Origin of the sequence: Synechococcus sp. CS-1326 (genome assembly GCF_025128115.1) — a bacterium.
In the GTDB taxonomy this organism is placed as follows: Bacteria; Cyanobacteriota; Cyanobacteriia; order PCC-6307; family Cyanobiaceae; genus Regnicoccus.
Window position 1 is genome coordinate 68,291 of record NZ_JAHLYV010000010.1, and the last position, 19,607, is coordinate 87,897.

General features: G+C 61.8%; 20 protein-coding genes and 1 pseudogene. 10 read left to right on the forward strand and 11 right to left on the reverse strand.

Features of this window, described 5'->3' with window-relative positions; translation table 11 throughout:
* Nucleotides 1-329: 329 nt before the first annotated feature.
* Genes KQ307_RS02825 through KQ307_RS02845 form a run of 5 tightly spaced genes read right to left on the reverse strand, consistent with a single transcriptional unit; the run spans nt 330 to nt 7,814 of the window.
* Nucleotides 330-3,752 carry a DEAD/DEAH box helicase family protein gene (locus tag KQ307_RS02825; RefSeq protein WP_259726856.1) on the reverse strand — a complete coding sequence of 1,141 codons (3,423 nt, stop codon included), beginning with the start codon at nt 3,750-3,752 and terminating at the stop codon, nt 330-332.
* Nucleotides 3,749-4,126 (reverse strand): HEPN domain-containing protein, encoded by a 378-nt coding sequence (locus KQ307_RS02830; protein WP_259726857.1) that lies wholly within the window; start codon nt 4,124-4,126, stop codon nt 3,749-3,751. The genes KQ307_RS02825 and KQ307_RS02830 overlap by 4 nt, the downstream gene beginning before the upstream one ends.
* Nucleotides 4,119-4,466, reverse strand: coding sequence for a nucleotidyltransferase domain-containing protein (locus KQ307_RS02835; RefSeq protein ID WP_259726858.1), 348 nt, complete (start codon nt 4,464-4,466; stop codon nt 4,119-4,121). The genes KQ307_RS02830 and KQ307_RS02835 overlap by 8 nt, the downstream gene beginning before the upstream one ends.
* A 13-nt stretch (nt 4,467-4,479) precedes the next feature.
* Nucleotides 4,480-6,618 (reverse strand): DUF262 and DUF1524 domain-containing protein, encoded by a 2,139-nt coding sequence (locus tag KQ307_RS02840; RefSeq protein WP_259726859.1) that lies wholly within the window; start codon nt 6,616-6,618, stop codon nt 4,480-4,482.
* Nucleotides 6,619-6,620: 2 nt separating this feature from the next.
* A complete protein-coding gene (locus tag KQ307_RS02845; protein WP_259726860.1) occupies nt 6,621-7,814 on the reverse strand; it encodes a restriction endonuclease subunit S in 1,194 nt (397 codons plus the stop codon).
* A gap of 324 nt (nt 7,815-8,138) precedes the next feature.
* Between KQ307_RS02845 and KQ307_RS02850 the strand changes: the two genes are divergently transcribed.
* Together KQ307_RS02850 and KQ307_RS02855 are read left to right on the forward strand one after the other, a co-directional pair.
* On the forward strand, nt 8,139-8,279 hold the full coding sequence (locus KQ307_RS02850) for an antitoxin MazE family protein (protein WP_259726861.1): 141 nt from the start codon (nt 8,139-8,141) through the stop codon (nt 8,277-8,279).
* The gene (locus KQ307_RS02855; protein WP_259726862.1) at nt 8,276-8,512 is read left to right on the forward strand and encodes a type II toxin-antitoxin system PemK/MazF family toxin; all 237 of its coding nucleotides are present in this window, start codon (nt 8,276-8,278) and stop codon (nt 8,510-8,512) included. Before KQ307_RS02850 ends, KQ307_RS02855 begins: the two co-directional genes overlap by 4 nt.
* Nucleotides 8,513-8,520: 8 nt before the next feature.
* On the opposite strand, the gene KQ307_RS02860 is transcribed toward KQ307_RS02855, so the two are convergent.
* The 3 genes from KQ307_RS02860 to KQ307_RS02870 are packed head-to-tail and all read right to left on the reverse strand — an operon-like array spanning nt 8,521 to nt 11,112.
* On the reverse strand, nt 8,521-8,961 hold the full coding sequence (locus tag KQ307_RS02860; RefSeq protein ID WP_259726863.1) for a type II toxin-antitoxin system VapC family toxin: 441 nt from the start codon (nt 8,959-8,961) through the stop codon (nt 8,521-8,523).
* The gene (locus tag KQ307_RS02865) at nt 8,942-9,202 is read right to left on the reverse strand and encodes a FitA-like ribbon-helix-helix domain-containing protein (RefSeq protein ID WP_259726864.1); all 261 of its coding nucleotides are present in this window, start codon (nt 9,200-9,202) and stop codon (nt 8,942-8,944) included. Before KQ307_RS02865 ends, KQ307_RS02860 begins: the two co-directional genes overlap by 20 nt.
* Nucleotides 9,203-9,243: 41 nt before the next feature.
* The gene (locus KQ307_RS02870; RefSeq protein ID WP_259726865.1) at nt 9,244-11,112 is read right to left on the reverse strand and encodes a class I SAM-dependent DNA methyltransferase; all 1,869 of its coding nucleotides are present in this window, start codon (nt 11,110-11,112) and stop codon (nt 9,244-9,246) included.
* Between the two features lie 249 nt (nt 11,113-11,361).
* Between KQ307_RS02870 and KQ307_RS02875 the strand changes: the two genes are divergently transcribed.
* From KQ307_RS02875 to KQ307_RS02885, 4 genes and pseudogenes are all read left to right on the forward strand, one after another.
* The gene (locus KQ307_RS02875) at nt 11,362-11,988 is read left to right on the forward strand and encodes a hypothetical protein (protein WP_259726866.1); all 627 of its coding nucleotides are present in this window, start codon (nt 11,362-11,364) and stop codon (nt 11,986-11,988) included.
* Nucleotides 11,989-12,074: 86 nt separating this feature from the next.
* Entirely contained in the window at nt 12,075-14,249 is a 2,175-nt protein-coding gene (locus KQ307_RS02880) for an ATP-binding protein (protein ID WP_259726867.1), read from the forward strand.
* 311 nt (nt 14,250-14,560) lie between these two features.
* Nucleotides 14,561-14,680: pseudogene (locus KQ307_RS14860) on the forward strand (IS5/IS1182 family transposase); the annotation flags it as partial.
* 13 nt (nt 14,681-14,693) lie between these two features.
* The gene (locus tag KQ307_RS02885) at nt 14,694-14,873 is read left to right on the forward strand and encodes a hypothetical protein (RefSeq protein ID WP_259726877.1); all 180 of its coding nucleotides are present in this window, start codon (nt 14,694-14,696) and stop codon (nt 14,871-14,873) included.
* 171 nt (nt 14,874-15,044) lie between these two features.
* On the opposite strand, the gene KQ307_RS02890 is transcribed toward KQ307_RS02885, so the two are convergent.
* Complete coding sequence (locus tag KQ307_RS02890; RefSeq protein WP_259726868.1) at nt 15,045-15,287, reverse strand: hypothetical protein; 243 nt, start codon at nt 15,285-15,287, stop codon at nt 15,045-15,047.
* Nucleotides 15,288-15,351: 64 nt separating this feature from the next.
* Between KQ307_RS02890 and KQ307_RS02895 the strand changes: the two genes are divergently transcribed.
* The 4 genes from KQ307_RS02895 (at nt 15,352) to KQ307_RS02910 (ending at nt 18,492) form a co-directional block, all read left to right on the forward strand.
* The gene (locus tag KQ307_RS02895) at nt 15,352-15,882 is read left to right on the forward strand and encodes a recombinase family protein (protein ID WP_259726869.1); all 531 of its coding nucleotides are present in this window, start codon (nt 15,352-15,354) and stop codon (nt 15,880-15,882) included.
* Between the two features lie 1,054 nt (nt 15,883-16,936).
* Complete coding sequence (locus KQ307_RS02900; RefSeq protein ID WP_259726870.1) at nt 16,937-17,161, forward strand: hypothetical protein; 225 nt, start codon at nt 16,937-16,939, stop codon at nt 17,159-17,161.
* 533 nt (nt 17,162-17,694) lie between these two features.
* Nucleotides 17,695-18,042 carry a hypothetical protein gene (locus KQ307_RS02905; protein ID WP_259726871.1) on the forward strand — a complete coding sequence of 116 codons (348 nt, stop codon included), beginning with the start codon at nt 17,695-17,697 and terminating at the stop codon, nt 18,040-18,042.
* Nucleotides 18,043-18,336: 294 nt separating this feature from the next.
* Nucleotides 18,337-18,492, forward strand: a complete 156-nt coding sequence (locus KQ307_RS02910) for a hypothetical protein (RefSeq protein ID WP_259726872.1) — start codon at nt 18,337-18,339, stop codon at nt 18,490-18,492.
* 168 nt (nt 18,493-18,660) lie between these two features.
* On the opposite strand, the gene KQ307_RS02915 is transcribed toward KQ307_RS02910, so the two are convergent.
* Together KQ307_RS02915 and KQ307_RS02920 are read right to left on the reverse strand one after the other, a co-directional pair.
* Nucleotides 18,661-18,999, reverse strand: a complete 339-nt coding sequence (locus KQ307_RS02915) for a HigA family addiction module antitoxin (RefSeq protein ID WP_259726873.1) — start codon at nt 18,997-18,999, stop codon at nt 18,661-18,663.
* A gap of 38 nt (nt 19,000-19,037) precedes the next feature.
* Complete coding sequence (locus KQ307_RS02920; protein WP_311133775.1) at nt 19,038-19,349, reverse strand: type II toxin-antitoxin system RelE/ParE family toxin; 312 nt, start codon at nt 19,347-19,349, stop codon at nt 19,038-19,040.
* Nucleotides 19,350-19,607: the final 258 nt, after the last annotated feature.

The following is a 19,607-nucleotide window of genomic DNA, read 5'->3' on the forward strand; positions in this document are numbered from 1 at the left end:
CGGAGAGCAGGACTCGGCGTCGCTTCTCAGCAAAGGTGAGCAGGTACCTGTAGGAAGACAGGGTCTGGAAGGGCGTTGAGATCTGTGTACCGTTCAGCCCCGAGATAAGGAACTCGACGTCATCTGGCGATGGGGCACCGATTAAACGTTTCCGGCCTGCAAGCCGCCGCTTCAGGGAACGACGGAACAGGAGCGGCGAGCTGAAAGCTGGGATCAGGTAATGGCGCTGTTCTGCCGAGTCAATCCAGAGAACCGTGAGCACGGCAGCGTCGGACATGGCGGTGGATCTGGAGGCCCCTTACCAGTTCCACCGGTGAGAGTTTCCCGTATCAGGCGGCCTTCGGCGTTTCCGCCCGTGCCCGGATCACGGCCAGCAGATCACAGATGCGAAGAACCTCGGTTTCAGTGAATAGAGCCTCGGGGCCAGTTGGCGCCAGATCGCTGAAGGGCGGGTCGTAGAGGCGGGCCGGATCCATCACTCCACGGCTGGTGAGTTCGTTGATGATCTCGTTGATGAACTGGATCTGGGTGGCCGTGTGGGTCCGTTCGGCGAGGAAGTCTGCGAACACCTCCTTGGCCGCATTGCGCTCCAGGCCCACCAGAGAGCGAATGAACAGCCCGAAGCCGTTGCACTCTTCGCTGGCACGGGCGATCACGCGTTCGTTGCCAATGCCCTCATTGAGCAGGAAGCGCTCCAGTTCCTGCAGATCGGTGGCCGTGAGGGGCTGGTTGCGCCGCAGCCGCTGCATGGTGAGGTGATCCTCGTGGGCCCTTAGAAAGTTCCGGGCACGGAGACGGAACTGGCGGAACTCATCTGGGCTGATCAAGGCAGCGGCATCGAGCTCCTTGAGCTCGCCAAGTACATCAGTGAAGATTGTGTAGATCGGGCTGCGCGCCTGACGTTCGATCAGTCCGATCAGGCTGCGCAGCCTGAGGCGCACCTGCTCGAGCATGGGCAGTGTCACGCCCTGCCACCACTCGTCGAGCAGCAGGTCCTGAATGAGCTCCATCTCGGCCGCCACCATCGGGATGGTGTGGCGTTCCTCCAGTAGGCCGGCAATCTCCCGCACCTGGGCCTGCAGTCTGGGGAGATCGGCAGCGCTGCGCAGCACGGCCAACTGAAGTTTGTACAACAGCAGATCGAAACGACGGGCGTCGGCATCGGTGTCGCCGTCCTGCTCCGCCTGGGCTGAAGGAAGCGGCGCCAAGGTGGAGGCGAGCAGCTCCTGCGCCTCAGCGTCGAGCTGGTTCCAGGCCTCCACCTGGCGAAACCGCTCCACCAGCTCCAGGTGCGGCCGCACCAGGAAATTGTCGCTGGGGCAGGCGGCCACATGGCGCCTCAGCGCCTCCGCCAGGGCCACGCGGTGGGCCCGCAGCTCGGTAGCTCCCGCCGCCTCCGCCGGGCCTGCGAGTTCGTCCAGGCTGCTCAGTAACGCCAATCGGGCACGGAAGAGGCGGGCACTGAGGGATTCGGGAGAGGGGCCAGGGTTGCTGCCGCCCTGGCCGAGGAAGAACTCCAGGTTCTGGCAGCAGTCAAAGATCCAGAAGCATTCCTTGTGCGCTCCGGGTCCGAACAGATCCGGGCAGAGGCGGGTACCCCGACCCACCATCTGCCAGAACTTGGTGCGGGAGCGCACCGGCTTGAAGAACACCAGGTTCACGATCTCGGGAATGTCGATGCCGGTGTCGAGCATGTCCACCGAGATCGCAATGGCGAGGTTGCTGTTGGGGTCGGCGAACTCATCGATCAAGCTCTGGGCATAGGAGGCGCGATTGTCAATCACCCGGGCGGCCTGGCCGGCGAGGTGGGGGTAGTGGTGATCGAAACGGTCCTGAATGAAGACGGCGTGGTTGTGGTTCCTGGCAAAGACGATGGTCTTGCCGATCTGATCACCGCTGCCGTTGAGGCAGCCCTGGGTCATCAGCACCTGCAGTCCCTTGTCCACGGTGTCGGCATTGAACAGCCAGGCGTTCACGGCGCCGGAATTGATGCGGCCAGTCCCCAGCACGCCTTCCTCCCAATCCAGGAGGTCCCACTGGGCTTGTTCCGCGGCGCTGAGTTGGGCGTAGGTGATGCCGTCGCGGGGGAACCGCAGCGGCACCGAGATTGCCCGGAAGGGCACGAGGTAACCGTCGTCCACGGCCTGATCCAGGCCGTATTCATCGGTGGGCAGGCCCACCTCCAGATCAAAGAGGTCGTAGGTGTTGCGATCGATCTCGTTGCGGGGGGTGGCGGTGAGGCCACTGAGCAGAGAATCGAAGTAGGCAAAGATGGCGCCGTATTTCTGATACACGCTGCGGTGGGCTTCGTCGATGATTACCAGATCGAAGTGGCCTACGCCGAAACGCTTTTCGCCAAGGCTGTTTTCCGCATCGATGAGGTTCATCATCGTCGGGTAGGTGGAGAGGAACACGCGTCCTTCACCGCCCTTGTTGGAAACCAGGTTCACCGGTGAACAGTCGGGCAGGAAGCGCCGGAAGGCGCGTTCGGCCTGGAGCACGAGGGCGTTGCGATCAGCGAGGAAGAGGACTCGCTTTACCCAGTTGCAACGGATCAGCAGGTCAACCAGGGCGATCACGGTGCGGGTCTTGCCGCTGCCGGTGGCCATCACGAGCAGCACCTTGCGGCGGCTGCGCTCCATGGATTCGCAGATTGCTCGGATCGCCCGCTGCTGGTAGTAGCGCTCCACGATCGCAGGATTCACCGTGGCCGCCGCCAGGCTCTGGCGCTGGGTGCGGCGGCGGATCAGGGTTTCCAGCTCGGCCTTGCGGTAGAAGCCCTGCACCTCCCGGGGCGGGTAGCGGAGATCGTCCCAGAGGCGATGGCGGTAGCCATTGGAGAGAAAAATTAGCGGCCGCTGGCCGTACTGGGTTTCGAGGCAATCGGCGTAGAGCTTGGCCTGTTGCTGGCCGAGCATCGGATCCTTGCTGCTGCGTTTTGCTTCCACCAGGGCCAGGGGCTTGCCGTCGGCGCCCCAGAGCACGTAATCCACAAACCCCTCACCGGTTTCGTTCGGCATGCCGGAGACGGGCACCTCATCGGAGCGACCTTCCCCGAGCCGCCAACCCACCTCTTCGAGGTAGTGATCGATGTAAAGCTGGCGGGTAGCGAACTCGGTGAGATCTGCCTCGGGTTGGGCGGCAGCCTGATTCGCCTTCCGCAGAGCTGTGATCTCCAGGCGTAATCGCTCGAGCTCCTCAAGCGACGCCGCTGAGGCCTCACGCTCCTCCCGCAGCTGTTGATCCCGTTCCGCCAGCTGGTTGGCGAGAAGCGCCAGTTGCTCGCGGGTCTGGCTCTGCTGCTGTGTGGCTGGCTCGGCGGCGGGCAACAGGGCCTTGTCGAAGCGGGCACCTTGTACGGCAGCGGGATCGAGGCCATAGGTGAGGGCCAGCCAGCGGAGAACCTGAAACAGCTCCGTGGCGGCCAGCACGGAATCGCCTGTGGGGATGGCCTGGGCCCGATGGACAGCGTCGTTGCCGAGGTCTTTGAGCAGCTTGAAGCGGCTCAGCAGCTGGGGGCCTACGAGGTCGCGAAAGCTGAAGGCATGGATCAGTTGCGAAAGGGAGGGTTCGCCCCATGGACGCTGCAGCTGGCTGTCGTTGGCGTAAACCCACTCCACCAGCAGCTCGATCGTGCGGCGGGCGTAGAAACAGGCCGTGCGCGGATCGCCAAGGGCAAAACGCTCAACTCTGACGGCCTGTACGTGGAGCTCTGGCCACTGGCCGGCGATGAGGGCGTATTGAGAGCTCATGGTCCGACCATCTGCTCCACCCTTTCGATCAGAGCTTCAACGCGGTCATTCCACTCCTGTCGAAGAAGTTCGAGCGGTGCTGGTTCGTCGTCGAAGCGAAGTTGCACCGCAAACACCGTCAGGATTTCCAGTTCCCTGCACGGTGTCACCTCAATGGCCTTGTTCTCCAGCAGCCCGAGCAGCAGCCTCAGATCGTGAGTGAGGGGAAAATCAACGTCCTCGTGGCAGGCCCATGCTTTGAGTGCTTTCTCTGTCGCTTGCTGAACGTGAAATCCCCAGGAGGCCTCATCGAAACGAGATGAATCCAGCAGGCCTTCGGCAGCACGAAGGTCACGACGAGCCAGTCGGAGAAATTGTCTGGCCTCCTCAGCCATCGTCCAGCAACCTTCCTTCCTGATAGGCCCTGGCGATCACGTGATGGCGCCAGTTGCGTTTGGCCCTCACTTCGCTTTCGGCATAGAGAAGCAGATCGATCGGCAGCAGATGCCTCTCCAGCCGACGATTGATGGCCGCTAATAGCTGCCAACGGGGATGGCTGTCCAGCCAGCCATCCGGCACGGTGATCAACAGGTCCACATCGGAATCGACCCGGGCGGTGCCCCGCGCCCTGGAGCCGAACAGGCGCACCTGGGCATCTGGGATCTCCGCATGAATCTCTGCCGCGATCCGGGCGATGCGGGAATCCACGGGGGTGGCGGTGGCACGGTCCGTCATGGCGGCATTCTGCTTAATCCAGGCTGGAGTTGCCTGCCAGCTGCCGCTCCAGCGATTGGCGAATCAGCCCGATGGCATAGGGAACCTCTTCCAGGCTGGCCACGCCGAGTTCCACCTCCCCATTGCCCCAGCGGCCGATGCCGGCCACGTTCAAGGCACGCCCCTGGGAGTCATCCAGATCAGCGAAGGGCATGTTGAGGCTTAGGCGCAGCCGCTTGGATTGGGAAACGATGTCGACGAAATTGGTCTCGCACTTGTAGGCGATGTAGAGCTTGAGCACGTCTTGGTAAACGTTGGGATCGAGGGAGCGGATGGAGTGATCCAGTGCGTCGAAGACCGCCCGGATCTGGGGGTTGGCCAGCTGGGGATGATCCGCGAGAGAATAGAAGGCATTCGTGGCTTTGGCGCTGCTCAAGTAGAGGTCCTGCTGCTCCTGGCTGAGTGCGGGGGCTGGCCACACTTGCAGGGCCAGCTCGGCGAGGCGCCCCCCCCGCTGGCGCATCTGCTCCACACCCCAGTGCTGGAGTGGGCCGATGCCCTGATTCAGCACCAGAGGGCTGTGGGCAAAACCGCCCTGGTGGTCGCGCTTCTCCAGGAACGGACGATCGCTGAGTTCAGGGTTGTAGCCGGTGAGGGTGAGGTTGCCGAGCCGATGCAGCCATTCCTCCTGCAGCGCCTTCCAGTTCTCGCCCAGGGCCTGGCGCCAGGACGCGGGCAGCTCAGGGTTTTGGGGAAGGATGTGCTCGATAGTGTAGTTGGCCACCGCGATCGGCTCCTTGCGTTCGTAGTTTTCCAGCCGCCTGAGCCAGTAGCTGCAACTCTTGTTGAACTTGTAGAGGTTGCGCTCCTGGATGTCGCGCCGGAACTCCCCGTCACTGGGAAAGCGGCGGTAGGAAGGCAGGCTGAGTAGATGGGCCTTGAAGCTGGGCAGGACGTGGCAAGGCTCCTTGCGCAGAGCTCGGCTGAAGGTGGCGAAGGTTTTCTGCTGGGAGTTGGAGGGGATGGCGCAGACGGCGCGACGAAACACATAGGCCTCCAGCAGCCGCAGGGCCTCCAACAACTCGGCGCGATCGATCAGGCCGGCATCGAAATCGCCGTAGAGCTCCAGCAGCAGCGGGTTGACCACATTGACCTTGAGCTCGCGCAGGTCGTGAAAGGCCTGCTGGAGCTCGGGATCGGGCTCCTGGCCGAGCACGATGCGGGCGTAGCGGAGGGCGATGGTGTGGAGCTCGGCGAGGAGGGCCTCGATGCCGGCCTGCTCCACCTCGGGGCGGCGGGTGTAGGCCTTGAAGTTGTCGTAGACCCGATCGAGCAGGGGCACCTCGCCGGTTTTGAGCGTGAGCACATCGCGCATGAAGGCACTGAACTCACTGCCGCCGTAGGCCTCCTGGCCAAAGGCCAGCTCCATCGGCCGCCAGTGGTGGCTATACAACCGGTCCTGCAGCTCGGGTGGCTGGCCCATGAGCACGAAGTTGCGGATCAGATCGGCCTGGGAGAGCTCCCGGCCGGTGGAGTTCATGCTCTCGAAGATCAGCTGGGGGTTGTCCTGATCCCTGGAGAGGGCCACATCCACCACCAGCAACTTGCTGATCCCGCGGCAGACCACCGCCAGATTGGTGGTGGGCTTGCGCAGCTGCTCGAGGAAGAAGGCATGGTTATCGGTGATGCGGATCGAGGGCTCCGGCGGTAGCGGCGCCCCGCCGCCTTCCACCAGGGCTTTGAGTGTGGTGCGATCGGTATCGGAGAGCAGCAGCTTGAAGTGCTTGTGGCCCTTTTCGAGGGTGTTGGTGAGGTAGTACTGGCGAATCTTGGCTGGAGAGAAGCCGTCAAAGGGCTCCTGCCCGCTCTCCGGCTGCTGACTGAGCACCTCAGCCAAGGCCGCGAGCAGCAAGGTGATGGTGGTGAGCCGCTGCTGCCCATCGATCACAAGCTTGGGGGAGTTAACGGTGATCGTTCCCTGGCCGTCTTCGATGTAGACAACAGAGCCGATGAAGTGAACCCCGATCTCGTCGCTGGATCCTGCTCGAAGGATGTCAGCCCAGAGCTGCTCACATTCCTTACGGGTCCAGGAGTAAGTGCGCTGGTAGATCGGGATGATGAATTGCTGGACGGCCTGCAGGATCTGGAGGAGTTTGGCTTCGGTGGCTTTCATCGTTAGATCTCACCATCAAAAGCAGATGCCTGCAATGATTTACATAAATCTGTCACCCTTTGTGCAGACGTTCCCAGGGTCTTTCCGAAGCATCTAATCTGCAGTAGTTTCCTTTCAAAGTCTTCTTGATTTCCTCGGGGTGGAAGTGTTATTTTTAGGCTTTTAAGGTGAGACGGACCAAAGTTTTTCTGAGCTGATCCGGTGACAAGCCGCGTAATCTGTGAGCGAAACTCACGGCTTTGCAGCCAGCCCTGAAGGAATAAAAGACTAGCGTGACCGCCCTGTGGCTTAAATCTAATCGTGCTGGTATTCATGCACAAGGGTAGATGAGATGAATCCACAAAAGCCGCGCGTGTACGGAGGAGACCATCGGAATCAATTGAAATCCCAGAAGAAGGCATGACGAGATCGCCAGGATCCACCAGAAAGTGGCTATACTTTCCATAGGCTTCGTCTTCGGAAATGCGCCGAGTCGTTCGTGTTAGATCAATCTGGCCGGTGGTGGAGATATTGCCAACATTCAAAAGCTTGACACCAGTCTCAGTGAACTGCCAGTTTCTTACGCCAGGTCCTTCCTGAAACCAATACACATCGGACAGAGGGATTGCCTTAGCGTCTGCATCGGCAGAAGAATTTAAGAGGAGTTCATCGAATAGTGATTCTTCTAGTTCGCTTATGGCCCTCTCTCTCTGCAGCAACTTTGCATTGACAGACTCTGCCCTATCCAAAATCGCCGCGATGCGCCGCTGCTCCTCCAGCGGGGGGAGGGGGATTCTGAGCTCTTTAAGGATTGTCGTGTTGATGTTATCTTGCGCTACTCCGCGAGACTTCAGCTTTAGTGCCGACGCTTGGCTATCCAGGAAATGGCGAAGATACCCCCGATCTAGGCGCTCAGTTTGTAACTGTAGGCCAACTATCGCCTGGTTTGTGGCTGCTGGAATGGAAAGAATTGCCGTTCTGCCAACCGTTGCAAAGATTGACAGCAGCAGAGTACCTGGCTTTAGCAACCGGGCTGGACTTTCGTGAAGCCCTCTTTCGGTGATGCATTCATCTGTGTGTGTTATATCACCCTGGAGCATGTCTGAGATTTTGACCCACGGGATATCGCCACCCCAATAGCCATCAACCGATCTCTTTGGCGTGCCTCCTGATATCACCTTGCATAGATCACCAAGTGGCGCAGTTGACCAGCTCATCGCAGCATCCCCTCCAGCTCCTCAATCCCTTGGAGGATCTCCTGCTCGATGATGCGCAGTTCAGCCAGGATCTCCAGCGGCGGCCGGTACTCCACCTCTGCGTGAGTCACCTCCTTGGTGCGGTTGAGGCTGGGGTCATCGCCCAGGGCGGTTGCGCGAGCTTGCCGACACCGCCTGGGTTTGCATGTATCCATGGCTGGAGGGGCGGTGGAAACAGAAGCACATTTGGGTGCAGACCCCCAGGCGGCTCGCCGCGCCTCCACCCGCCGCAGCGTCCGGGAGCACCGGCAGCGGGCCCAGGGGATGCGGCCGATCCAGATCTGAGTGCCGGATGTGCGCTCGCCCGAGTTTGCGGCGGCAGCACGGCGGCAGTGCCTGCTGGCCAATGCCAGCGCCGCTGGGGCGGAGGCCCAGGCGCTGATCGACTCGCTGTACGCGTGGCCCGATGACGCGTACATCCCGTGAAGCGCGGTGAGCTCTGGGAGATAGCCGGCGGCCCCGGCTTTGCCGGCAAACCCAGGCCCGGGATGATCGTTCAAGACGACGCCTTCGCATCGCGGGATTCGGGAACGGTCTGCCTGATCAGCAGCGATCCCACCCAACTGCCGCTGTTTCGCGTCGCCGTGACGCCCACACCGGACAAGGTCCTGCTGCGCCTTCAGCGCTCGCTGCTGGTGTTCCTCGGACTGGCCCGCTGAGGTGTGCCTCATCCCTCCCCTCCCAATGCCGGCTCCAGATCGGTTTGGCTGAAATCGTTGCCCACGAACAGCAGCGGCACCTTCAGGTGATCGGCCAAGGCATAGGCGAAGCAGTCGCCGAAGTTCAGGCCACTGGGATGGTGCCCCTTGCCGAAACGCTGATATGCCAGCGCGGCAGCATCGGCCAGCTCCTGGTCCCAGCCCACGGTGAGGATCGCCTGCTGCTCCAGAAAGTCCCGTGCCCGCTCCAGGCCTAGGTCGCCCAGCTTCGCCAGCGCCACCAGCAGGATCTCGGTGCGGGTGGGTGCCGCCACGGCTGGTTGCCCAGCGGCGCAGAGACGCTCCAGCACGGCATCGCTGCCGGGTTCGTTCAACAGCACCGCCACCACTGCACTGGTGTCCACCGCAAGGTCGATCACCAGGCTGCCTTCAGCCGCAGAGACCGTCATCTCCATAGCCCAGGATTTCCTCGCCGGTGCGCTCATCCAGCAGCGGCAGCGTCCACACCTGCTGCGCCAGCCAGCGGCGGCTTTCCTCCACCGTGGGGCGCTCGGGGATCGGCTTGCCGGGCAGCCCGGCCTCCAGCGCCAGGATCGCCTCCTGGTTCATCGAGCGGCGGTGGGCGGCGGCCACGGCCTTCAGCCTGCGGTAGATCGCGTCGGGCACCTGCCGGAGCACCAGGGTGTTCATCGCGACCACTTGCAGCTGTGATAGCGAAATGCTAGCTGCCTTCACCGCAGCATACCCTCAAGTTCCTCGATCCCTTGCAGGATTTCCTGCTCGATTGTGCGAAGTTCCGCCAGGATCTCCAGCGGTGGCCGGTGCTCCACTTCCTCGTGAATCAGCTCCTTGTAGCGGTTGAGGCTGAGGTCATAGCCCTCGGCCACGATCTCCGCCTTGGGCACGCAGAAGCTCTGCTCCGTGCGGGCCCGTTCGCGCTCTGAGCCGTTGCGTTCCTTCCACCGGGTCAGGGCATCGAGCAGGTTGTTCTTGGCGTGCTCGCCATCCCCCAAGGGCTCCTTCGGCGCGGGCCCCAGCTTCTCCAGCGGCAACAGCGGGTTGCGCTTGTCGTCGAGGCTCCAGCCATCAGCCGTGAGGTCGTAGAACCACACCTGATCGGTGCCGCCCTTGCCGGTTTTGGTGAACAGCAGGATCGCCGTGCTCACGCCCGCATAGGGGCGAAACACGCCGCTCGGCAGCGACACCACACCTTCGAGGAAGTGGTCTTCCACCAGGGTGCGGCGCAGTTCCTTGTGGGCCTTGCTCGAACCGAACAGCACGCCATCGGGCACGATCACCGCCGCCCGGCCTCCGGGTTTGAGCAGCTGCAGGAATAATGCCATGAACAGCAACTCGGTTTTCTTGGTCTTCACCACCCGCTGCAACTTGCCGCTGGTGCTCTCGAAATCCAGCGAGCCGGCAAACGGCGGATTGGCAAGGATCAAGGAGTAGCGGTTCTCCTCGACTGCACCATCTTCCGAAAGCGAATCGCGGTAGCTCACATCGGGGTTCTCCACCCCATGCAAGAGCATGTTCATGGAGCCGATGCGCAGCATCGTGCTGTCGAAATCGAAGCCATGGAACAGGCCATGGTTGAAGTGCTCCCTCAGCTGGGGGTCGCTGAACAGCTCCGGGTGGTGCTCGCGCAGGTATTCCCCCACCGCCACCGGGAAGCCGCAGGTGCCGCAGGCGGGATCGGCCATCACATCGGTGGGCTTGGGCGCCGTCATCGCCACCATCAGTTCGATGATGTGGCGCGGGGTGCGGAACTGGCCGTTGGTGCCGGCGGTAGCCAACTTGCCGAGCATGTACTCGTAGATGTCGCCCTTGGTGTCGCGGTCCGCCATCGGCACCGCGTCCAGGAGGTCAACGACCTTGGCCAGGAGTGCCGCGGTGGGGATCGTGAAACGCGCATCCTTCATGTGGGTGGCAAAGGCCGAGCCGTCGCCGCCCAGGGTGCGCAAAAAGGGGAACACGCGCTCGCCCACCAGCTCGAACATCTCGGTGGCGGCCAGCTCCTTGAAGCGGCTCCAGCGCAGCTGCTCGTAGGGGCGCTCCTGCAAGTCGTTGCCTTCGGGGTAGAGGCGCCGCGCCATCGGCTGCCCAGTGCGCAGGGCCTTGCGTTCCTCCAGGGTTTCCAGCTCATCCAGCCGGCGGATGAACAGCAGGTAGGTGAGCTGCTCCAGCACCTCCAAGGGGTTGGCGATGCCGCCACTCCAAAAGGCATTCCAGATGCCATCGATCTGGTTGCGCAGCTCGCCGGTGAGGGCCGAAGCGGCGGTGGTTCCGGGGGCGATGGTGGGCGCAGCGGTGGCGGCCGCACCATTGCCATTGCGGCGGCTGCGGCCATTCCCCGACGCTGGGGCCTGCTTTGGGGGTGGGTTGACGCCAGGTGCCTTCAATCCGCCGCCGGGGCCGCGGGCTTTTTCGGCGGCGCCCATGGCCACCAGGTGATCCTTGGCCGCCTCGAACTCCTCATCGCTGAAGGGCTCCTCCGCCTGATCCAGCAAGTCAGCGCGTAAATCCGCATTGCTCAGCCTGCTGCCGTCCTCAGGGATCAGGGCGAGTAGGGCGTCGGTGAGGTCGGTGCGGGTGGGCATCGGAGGCAGATCGTGGAAAAGGCTTGCGGAGAGGTTGTTCTGCGAGAACGCAGTTTGGCAGTAGCTCTCGGATGCCCCCACTGAGGGGCCCATGGCCTGGCACGGGCAGGAGCTTCGTGCGAACAACGATCGGCCTAGCCAGCTCGGGCGTGCGCAAGCGCATACGTGGTCTTCGGTCGTTCGCACGTAGTGGCGGCAAGAACGCAGAGCGTTGCCGAAGCATGGCGTCACCCCCCGCATGACACAGCCATGGCTCCGCTCATTCTTCGCTCCCTTCACGGACAAGTCCATCGCTTCACCGGCGTGGTTGATCGCTTCGGTGGCTTCCTTCACGCCGGTGAGGTGGTTCACACCGTCTGCATCCGCGAGTTGCAGCACGCCCGCACGGAGCAACCCGTCCAGCCGGATCACTGGTGGTTTCGGCTGCGGGCACCCTGGGCCGAGGCAGGCATGTCTCAAGGCGACACCGTCCTGTTCACCGCCAAGGTGCAGCACTGCAGCAAAGGCTGGGATGCGGACTCCATCGAACCGGATGGCCCCGTTCGGCGCCGGCATCAGGTGATCGGCTTGGGCGGACGCATCCGGGATGTGGTGGTGACCCATCGCGCCCAGCGCCACAGCGTGCTCATCGACCAGTTGGAGGAGAGACTTCGGCACCAGGCCCAGCAACTCGTGGAAGCAGAAGATCGGGCACGTCTGCTGGAGCAGCACCGTGATGCCCTGCTGGGCGACCTGGCGGGGCTGCAGAAGCGGCTTCAGCAGGCCACCATCCGCTGCCGAGTCCTTGATCCCAAGTCGGCCAAGGCACTGCAAGTTCCACTCCGCTGCTCAGCTGGAGGGGGTCAGCGCCGTGGGTTCGCATCCCTGTCTGCTTGATCCATGGTCGGGCCGTGATCGGGCCGCACTCCGTTGTTCGCAGGTACGGCTTGCGTAACGTGCCGTTGCCGAGCAGCCTGGTCGCCATGAGTGTTCCCCTGAGCTGCCACCTACTGATTGGCCCTCCCGCCAGCGGTAAGACCACTTTGGCCAACGAGCTCGCGCCCCTGCTCACGCCAGCCGGTGATCCACCCGCCGTGGTGCTCTCCACGGATCGCATCCGAGCTGATGTGTTTGGCGATGCGGCGGTGCAGGGACCCTGGCTTGAGATCCGCGAGCGGTTACTGGAGCAGCTGCGGCAGGAGGTGGCTGCCGGCCGGCCGGTGATTCTCGATGCCACCCATGCGCGCCGCCCCTGGCGGCTTGCCTACACCCAGGCCCTGGAGCTGCCGGCACCGGTGGAGTGGATCGGCTGGTGGCTGCATACCTCGGAATCGCAGTGCCTCGCCTGGAACAAAACCCGCCAGCGACAAGTACCGGAACCGGTGATCCGTGAGATGGCGGCAGCGATCAGTCACAAGACCTTTGGCCCCTCAAGGGCCGAGGGCTTTGCGGTGCTGGTGGGCATCGACCCCAGCAGGGATGAGGTGGATGCAAGCTTTCTGCAGGCCCAGCTGGATCAACTCGACACGCGCATCCGCAATGCGGCGAACAAGGAGCAGGGCAAGACCCTCCATGCCTATTCCCGGCTGCTGGATCTGGAGCGCTTGCTCTACCTGATGCGTCTGTTGAGCTCCTTTCCGGAGCTGGATGCGAAGGACGAGGCCACACGGGAGCAGCTAGAGGCGATCGTCAGCCCCCTGCCGGAAGGAAGCCTGGCCGAAAGGGCTGCCATTTATTTGCGCAGCTGGAACGAGATCCAGGGGGGCTTTGGTGAGTGTTATGCCAGCCCAGAAGCCATTGAAAGGGATCTCCACTGGCTTGAAGCCAACGGTTTCCTCTGCTCGAAGCAAGCCAGCCGCGCGGCGATCGAGCCGGGTCCCTTCCACTCCAGGCCAGTCGACCCTGTGCATGGCGGTTACCCCGCTCACGGTGACCTCCCCATTTTTCAGCGGGTTTTCACCTTGCTGCGGCACATCCTGCAGGAGCCCTTCGATGCTCATACCGAGGGCGAGCCCCCAGCGAAGAAATCCTCCGGGCCTAGTACCCAGAAGCTCCCATCCCATCTGATCAGGCAACTGGCGGAGATCCCCGGCAGCTACATGCCCGGCGAACAGGACACCTTGCAACAGGACGTCCGCCACCTGCTCACGCCCTACGGCTTCCGGAAGCAGAACGACAACGCCCGCCATGGCTACGCCATCGGGAATGCCGTGCTCTCCGGCCCCCAGCTCCTCGAGGTGTACGGCTGGCTGCGGGAGACCGGCGAGCGCCTGGCGGATCCCTCCCATCTGCAGTTGCTCGAGGACCTACGTCGACGCTTGAGCTGGGGCGGTCTACTGGTGGAAGGAGACCAGAAGCTGCCCCTACGCGCAGTCGTCAACCGCTCGATCGTTCATCCCCGAGCCGGCAGTCTGGCCGCCGACACCAGCGGCAGCCGCATCGACACGGCGATCGTGGAACACCGCCGCGTTCAACTGAGCCGCGACAAGCACGCCTCATCACACCCCAACAGCCCCGATGGGGTCCTCACCCTTTGGCCTCTGCAGGTGCTCTTTCACAACATCGCTTGGTATCTGGCCTACGAGGAATGGCATCCGGGTAAGGAGCACGGCCTGATCCGCACCGAACGGCTCGATCGCCTCCATTGGATTCGGGCCGACGGCGCCTTTCGCCGTGATGAGGAGATCCATCACCAGGCCCTGGATCGTCTTGGGCTGCTGCTGCAGGTTTGCGGCGGCATCTACTTCGGAGAGGATGTGGAGGCTCAGCTCGATCTGGCCAGCACCACACCCGCCCGTCAGAAGCGCCAGCTCACGAACACTCTCCGCTTTTCCTGTCAGGAGTGGAGCTTTGCCTTCATCCGCGAAGCCTCAAAGAAATTCCCAACCAAACAGGTCCGCTACTCAAAACCCCTTATCGGCCATGCCGGCTGGAAGGCCGACAAGTTGCACTGCCTGCAGCCCAACCCCCTCGGCGACACCCATCCGTTCCCTGTAGAAATTGACCTCCCGATCTGGACCATTGAGCAGGACCGGGATCTTCAGGCCTGGCTGTTCCGCTTGGGCCCCGGCATCCGGATTGAAAAGCCAGACAGCCTGCGCGCTCTGCATCGCACACTCGCCCAGGAGGTGGTGGCCATTTACGAGGAGTCGATGTAAGCCCCGGCTCCCCGCTGATGGCACAGAGGTCAGAGAGACGCACGGCTTTAGGCTCTCGGAGAAGTCCGGGACTTCCTCGGGATCGATACCAGGCTCACATGATGGCTATGAAGGCTCATCAATAAAGACTGGAGTCAACTTTCTTGCTCAACATCTCAATTTCTTTTCGGGAATCAATGCTATTAACCGTCAAGAGTTAAGAATTTATAGCGATCTCAGTTGTGAGTAGGCATCGATTCTCATTGCCCAATTAAGAGTTCACTGAAAAGCCCAACAACTTCTACGAAAATGGTTCAACCGCCCAGTCGTTGATGCGAGGTCAACAGGAGCGCAGCGGCTGCCTGTTCTCGTATGTGTCGATCGAGGAGCGGATCCCGGTTAAGCATCCGCTGCTGCGGATTCGGAAATTGGGGGATCAGGACTTTGATCGATCGAAACGAAGTGATGGCGGCCAGCAACATGGGGATCACGGACACCAACAACGCCTATTCTGCGAACCTGCCAGCCAGCTTGCCAAGTTCCACCTGGCCCTCGATGCTCTGGTGCTCAATCAAGGCCTGTGGCTGGAAGGCCAGCGAAGACATCCTCATCAACCTGTTCGATCTCAACCTAGAGCTTGCGTAGCGGGAAGCAGTAGGGGAGAGAGTGGTGGGGGAGTGGGCGCCAGCCTGAATCCTCTGGAGCCCAAGATTCTGATGCCCTTACCCCGCTTTTTCTGAAGGGTTAGCCCCAACATGATGTTCACTTCTGAGGATATGCTGGCCCAATTGATCTACGATCCATCCATGGCTGGAACTACACTTCCCTTCTCCTCGCTGCCTCCCATCGAATGATTTCAGTAGTTACAACTGCTTCATCTATTAGGCGATAATCATCATCGCGTTCATCCTCATCACCAAAGATCAGGTGAAGGAATGGCCGCGGCAGCCAGCCTTGGCCCCACCGATAGATCTCCTCGATGCCGGTTGCGGGATCTAACCGAAAGATCACGACTGGTAAGCCGTTATCTCCGATCTTGGCGTAGTGGTCGAATGGCATTGATTCACCTGTCTTAACGTTTGGGTCTTTCAGGACTCATTGTTGGCTGGATCTGCCCTCCCGTTTGAAGGCCCTCCTGTACACCCGCCCCCTTCCTCATTGTCATCACTCTGTTTGGCCCGGAAGTGCTGCCTCGCTGAGCACAGTCACCCAGTGGAGACAGGGAGACCAGGCTGCATTCCGCTGTGGTCCCCACTCCGCGGACGCTCCACGAACTGGCGTCCCGGTCTCAACAGTTTCTTGTTCTTCACCCTCTACGTTCGTTGAGGTCGAATCGGGCCGAAAGGCGGATCGCCCTCAGCTGGCCGCTGCTCTGGCCGAAGCCCCCAAGCGTTGTGCCGTGGTGACGGTGGCCAGGCTCGATCGGATCGCCCGTGATGCTGAGGTGGTGCTGCGTACCCACCGGGAGCCTGAGAGCAACGGCATGGGGGGCTTCCTGTTCTGCGATCTGTCCGACGTGGATGCAACCACCAGCGCCTGGCGGCTGATCCTGGGGGTGATGGCATCGCTGGCTGAGTTAGTGGGGCGCCGGATCTCTGAGCGCGCCCGTGAGGCCCTGGCCGCGGCAAAAGCCCGAGGGGTGAAATTGGGCTGATTCCGCCCCGGCACCATCGGAGAGAACTTTGCAGCCAAGGATCGCTCGACCTCCAAAGCTGAGCTGCTCCGAGCTGTCTTGGCACCAATGGCCGCGGTTGGCTTGAGTATGCGAGCGATGGCGGCTGCCCTGGCTGGAGCTGGCACCACCACCCGCAGCGGCGCATCCCTGGGGCCTTCGCAGGTAGCCCGCCTCTTGCAGCGGCTGGAGCTGGGCTGAGCTTCTTCCAGCCCTCGCTCAGCCCGATGAGTTCGAGGTGCAGGCACCGATCAGCGGAATCTGAGCCCCCCTGTGGTGAGCACCAATCCGCATGCTAGAGGCATCTATTACAGGCAAAAGACCCCCGGAAAAGCCGCTCAGGGGACGCAATTTGCTCAATTTACCTTTCTTTGAGCTGGTTGCCGCCGCGCCGCCCCCCTCGATGCGCTGGCCCTTGGACACCATTGAAACCCATTGCGCTGCAATGCCTTCCTCTTTTCAGCAAGGCCACGACTGCTTGTTGAGCAGGCTTTCAGCAGGCCACGGCAGCCTGTTAGCGCTGCATTGAAAACCCATTGCCGTAACTGGTTCCGCGCCAGCTTGCCGGCCCGCCGTGGGCGCCTTGCAAATGGTGGGTGGTGCCGATTTAATTTCTGCCATGGCGAAGCGCCCCCGATCGGAAGAGTGCGAACGGCTGACACTTGCGGCAGTGCGTCCTTTGGTGGTCCCCGGCACCGAGGCCCTGGTGCTGGTAGATGGCACCCGCCTGGCGCTGCGCTGGGGGACCGTGCGCGGTTGCTACGGAGGGGAGAAGCCTGGCCGTGCACTGCTGCTTATCTGCCCGAGCTGCGGTAGTTCTGTACGTGTCCTGCATCGTCCGCCAGTCCGTCCCTGGGGCTGCTGGACCTGTACTCCTGTTTCACCTCGATCCCATCGCCGTTCTGGCTCCCGAGCTGGCTGCCCGAAGCCACCCAGCTGGCGGCTGCAGCAGCTCGCCAGGCAGCAGCTACGTTGCGCCAGGCTGCTGGGCCTGGCGAGCTGGCCACCGCCATTACTGTTCTGGAGATGGCCATACTTGCTGACCTTGCCGCGCCGACCTGGAGCTCCCCGAATCAGTGCCGCCCGAGCCAAGGCCATTGCCCTTCGGTTGTATGTGCTGGAAAACATGGAATGGGGTGTGAAACTTGACATGCTTTATCGTGGTAAGACACTGTTCACGTCCAGCTACGTCGAGCGGCACGATTACTACGCGAAGGCGCTGTTGTCATTTACAGCCAAAGCTGTTCGTCGCGGCACTTGAGATCGCCGCAGCCGGGATGTTGGAGGTTCGTGCTTTGTTTGCCACAAGTCTTGTAGCGGCCCTCTCAAGCCCCCTCGATCAGGCTTGCATGTTCGACAGACACTCAAATCGATCTATCCCTGCTTCGGTATCGGTATAGTGGTTGGTAGGGTTTCATTTTGGATATCTGCGCAAATTTCGAGCTGCGCAGCTCAGAGGAAGTAGGCTCAGTACTTGGTCCGCATGTGATCGCCATCAACTAGATTTCCTTTGAACCTGTTCAGTCTTGAGCTGAAGTTAGCATAATCCAGCGATTGCTGATTGCTCAAAGGTGATGAGATTTGGTGGAGTCGGAGCTGCTGGTGCTGGTGCTAGTTGAAGAGTGGGTCCACCCGGTTGGGTCCGGGGCAACTCAGGCAGGGCCTCTAAGCGGCATTACATCCCTCCTTACTGAGCCCCTCGATCGCGTCCTCGGTGATACGGCCCCCCGCCCGGTCCTGCCGCAGCTGCGGCCGACCGATCGCATCGCCCCGGCCGGCGCATTCCTCGCTGAGGTGGCCCCCATCCCAACCCCGTCAGATGCCCGGCTAGTCGCCCTGGCGGCACCGATGGGATCAGGCAAGACCGATGCCCCGGCCGCGGCCGTTCCCCCTCTGCTGGCGGCCGGTATCCGCGTGGTGATGATCACCTACCGCCTCGCGCTCTGCATTGACTCGTTGGTGAGCGGTTCGGCCGTGCGCTTCAGGCCAGCTGACTGGGGTGGCGCTGTGTTGGTGATCGATGAGGCCGCCCAGGTGCTGAGCCATGCCCTCTTCGCCACCGGCACCGCGATCAGCAAGCGGCGCCCCGAAGCCCATGTGGCAGAGGCCACCAGCGAGGGATTGTTTCTGACTGGCCCGTAGGAACTCATCCAGTCCGATCACCACAGGACGAACATGCCGAACATCTGGGCTGTAGCCCGTACCATTTTGTAGATCCCATCTCCCGTTTGGGATTTCTGCTCACCTCTTGGTTCATGGAGTTCCTGGTCTCCATCGAGTAGGCAACCATGGCATCGTCGCCCGAGCCGCCCGTTGATGGCGTGCGTCCTGTGGAGCTGGACGCCATCGCTCTCTCGACAACTGATGGTCTCCTGCTGGCCTGCTAAGGCCTGGCCTTCTGGCTGCTGGTCCGTCCGCGCACTCCGCGGACAAGCCATGTCAGGTGATCAGGCCTCCCGAGCCGCCGTGCCCGATGGCCAGCTGGTGGCTGAGGTGCTCGAAGCCCTGCAGGTCAGCAAGAGCACCGCCTACAAGTACGCCGGAGAGCTGGGCATCAAGAGCCCACGACGCAGCGCGGCAAGGCCTTGCTGACGGGTTCAGAGGTGGAGCTGCTGACTGCATACGGCCGCCACCGTGGCGCCCGCCCTGTTGGTGATCACGTCATCCGCGCCGGTATCGAGGCCCGAAAGCTGGGCCACAACCTCTGGCAGCTGCGCCGGGTAAAGGCCAATGCCTGACTCGCCCGCGTCGCATGGAGCTTCAGCAGCCCACCAGTTCAGACTGGTTCTCAACTGGATGCAGTTCTGCGTAGGGAATCACCTTCTCTTCGATTACCCGCAGTTCATGATCTTTCCTGCGCTGATCGTAGGAAACCTGCATCCGACGCCAGTAGCCGCGACTTAGCCCGAAGTATTTAGACAGGGCCGCGTCTGTTTCGTCAGTGATTGCCCGCTTGCCTTTAATGATTTCACCGACTTGGGTTTGACTTAGTGCAGTGGCTTTGCAGAGCTGATAGGCGGTGATTCCCATGGGATCAAGAAACTCCTCTTTGAGGATTTCCCCTGGGGTGACCGGCTCCCTTAGTTTCGGGGCTTTCATGGTGGTGTTGGATGACGGGAGGATGCGTGCGGCCCAGTTCAGAGCTTGTAATCTACGATTTGGACATCCATTGGACCTGCTTGAGTCCAGCGAAAACAAAGTCTCCACTGGTCGTTGACTCGAATGCAGTGATAGCCCCGCCACTTTTTCTCTTTGTTGAGCTCCTCTAAGTGGTTGCTCGGAGGAAACTTGAGATCGTGGAGATCAGCGGCAGAGTCAAGCTGTGACAACTTTTTTTCAGCTTGCCTAGCGATAGCTGCAAACTTAGGAGGGTTTTCCCCTTCCCAAATTGCTTTTGTTCGCTTGCAAGCGAACGACTGGATTGACACGGCCTGCATCGGTACCGACATACGGTAGTACCGCAACGCGAGACTGTCCAGTCTTTGGTAATCGGCTTCTCCTGCTACCTGGCTGGGCACTGCTTAAGGGAGTCCGCGGTCGCCCTTGCGTTCCAGCCTCAACCTCCCTTGCTGGCGCCGATGGTTGCCAGCAGGTACAGCCTCCGCAAGATGAGCGAAGCCCTGGCCGCGGCCGGCAAGGTGACCGCGAAGGGCAATCCCCTGAGCGCCTCAACGGTCCGCCTGCAGCTGCAGCGGTTGGGGCTGGGC

Coding starts and splice junctions, on each gene's coding strand:
- KQ307_RS02825 (WP_259726856.1), bottom strand. CDS start 3,752: ATGAGCTCTCAATACGCCCTCATCGCCGGCCAGTGGCCAGAGCTCCAC.
- KQ307_RS02830 (WP_259726857.1), bottom strand. CDS start 4,126: ATGGCTGAGGAGGCCAGACAATTTCTCCGACTGGCTCGTCGTGACCTT.
- KQ307_RS02835 (WP_259726858.1), bottom strand. CDS start 4,466: ATGACGGACCGTGCCACCGCCACCCCCGTGGATTCCCGCATCGCCCGG.
- KQ307_RS02840 (WP_259726859.1), bottom strand. CDS start 6,618: ATGAAAGCCACCGAAGCCAAACTCCTCCAGATCCTGCAGGCCGTCCAG.
- KQ307_RS02845 (WP_259726860.1), bottom strand. CDS start 7,814: ATGAGCTGGTCAACTGCGCCACTTGGTGATCTATGCAAGGTGATATCA.
- KQ307_RS02860 (WP_259726863.1), bottom strand. CDS start 8,961: ATGACGGTCTCTGCGGCTGAAGGCAGCCTGGTGATCGACCTTGCGGTG.
- KQ307_RS02865 (WP_259726864.1), bottom strand. CDS start 9,202: ATGAACACCCTGGTGCTCCGGCAGGTGCCCGACGCGATCTACCGCAGG.
- KQ307_RS02870 (WP_259726865.1), bottom strand. CDS start 11,112: ATGCCCACCCGCACCGACCTCACCGACGCCCTACTCGCCCTGATCCCT.
- KQ307_RS02875 (WP_259726866.1), top strand. CDS start 11,362: ATGGCTCCGCTCATTCTTCGCTCCCTTCACGGACAAGTCCATCGCTTC.
- KQ307_RS02880 (WP_259726867.1), top strand. CDS start 12,075: ATGAGTGTTCCCCTGAGCTGCCACCTACTGATTGGCCCTCCCGCCAGC.
- KQ307_RS02885 (WP_259726877.1), top strand. CDS start 14,694: ATGGCGGCCAGCAACATGGGGATCACGGACACCAACAACGCCTATTCT.
- KQ307_RS02890 (WP_259726868.1), bottom strand. CDS start 15,287: ATGCCATTCGACCACTACGCCAAGATCGGAGATAACGGCTTACCAGTC.
- KQ307_RS02910 (WP_259726872.1), top strand. CDS start 18,337: ATGTCAGGTGATCAGGCCTCCCGAGCCGCCGTGCCCGATGGCCAGCTG.
- KQ307_RS02915 (WP_259726873.1), bottom strand. CDS start 18,999: ATGAAAGCCCCGAAACTAAGGGAGCCGGTCACCCCAGGGGAAATCCTC.
- KQ307_RS02920 (WP_311133775.1), bottom strand. CDS start 19,349: ATGTCGGTACCGATGCAGGCCGTGTCAATCCAGTCGTTCGCTTGCAAG.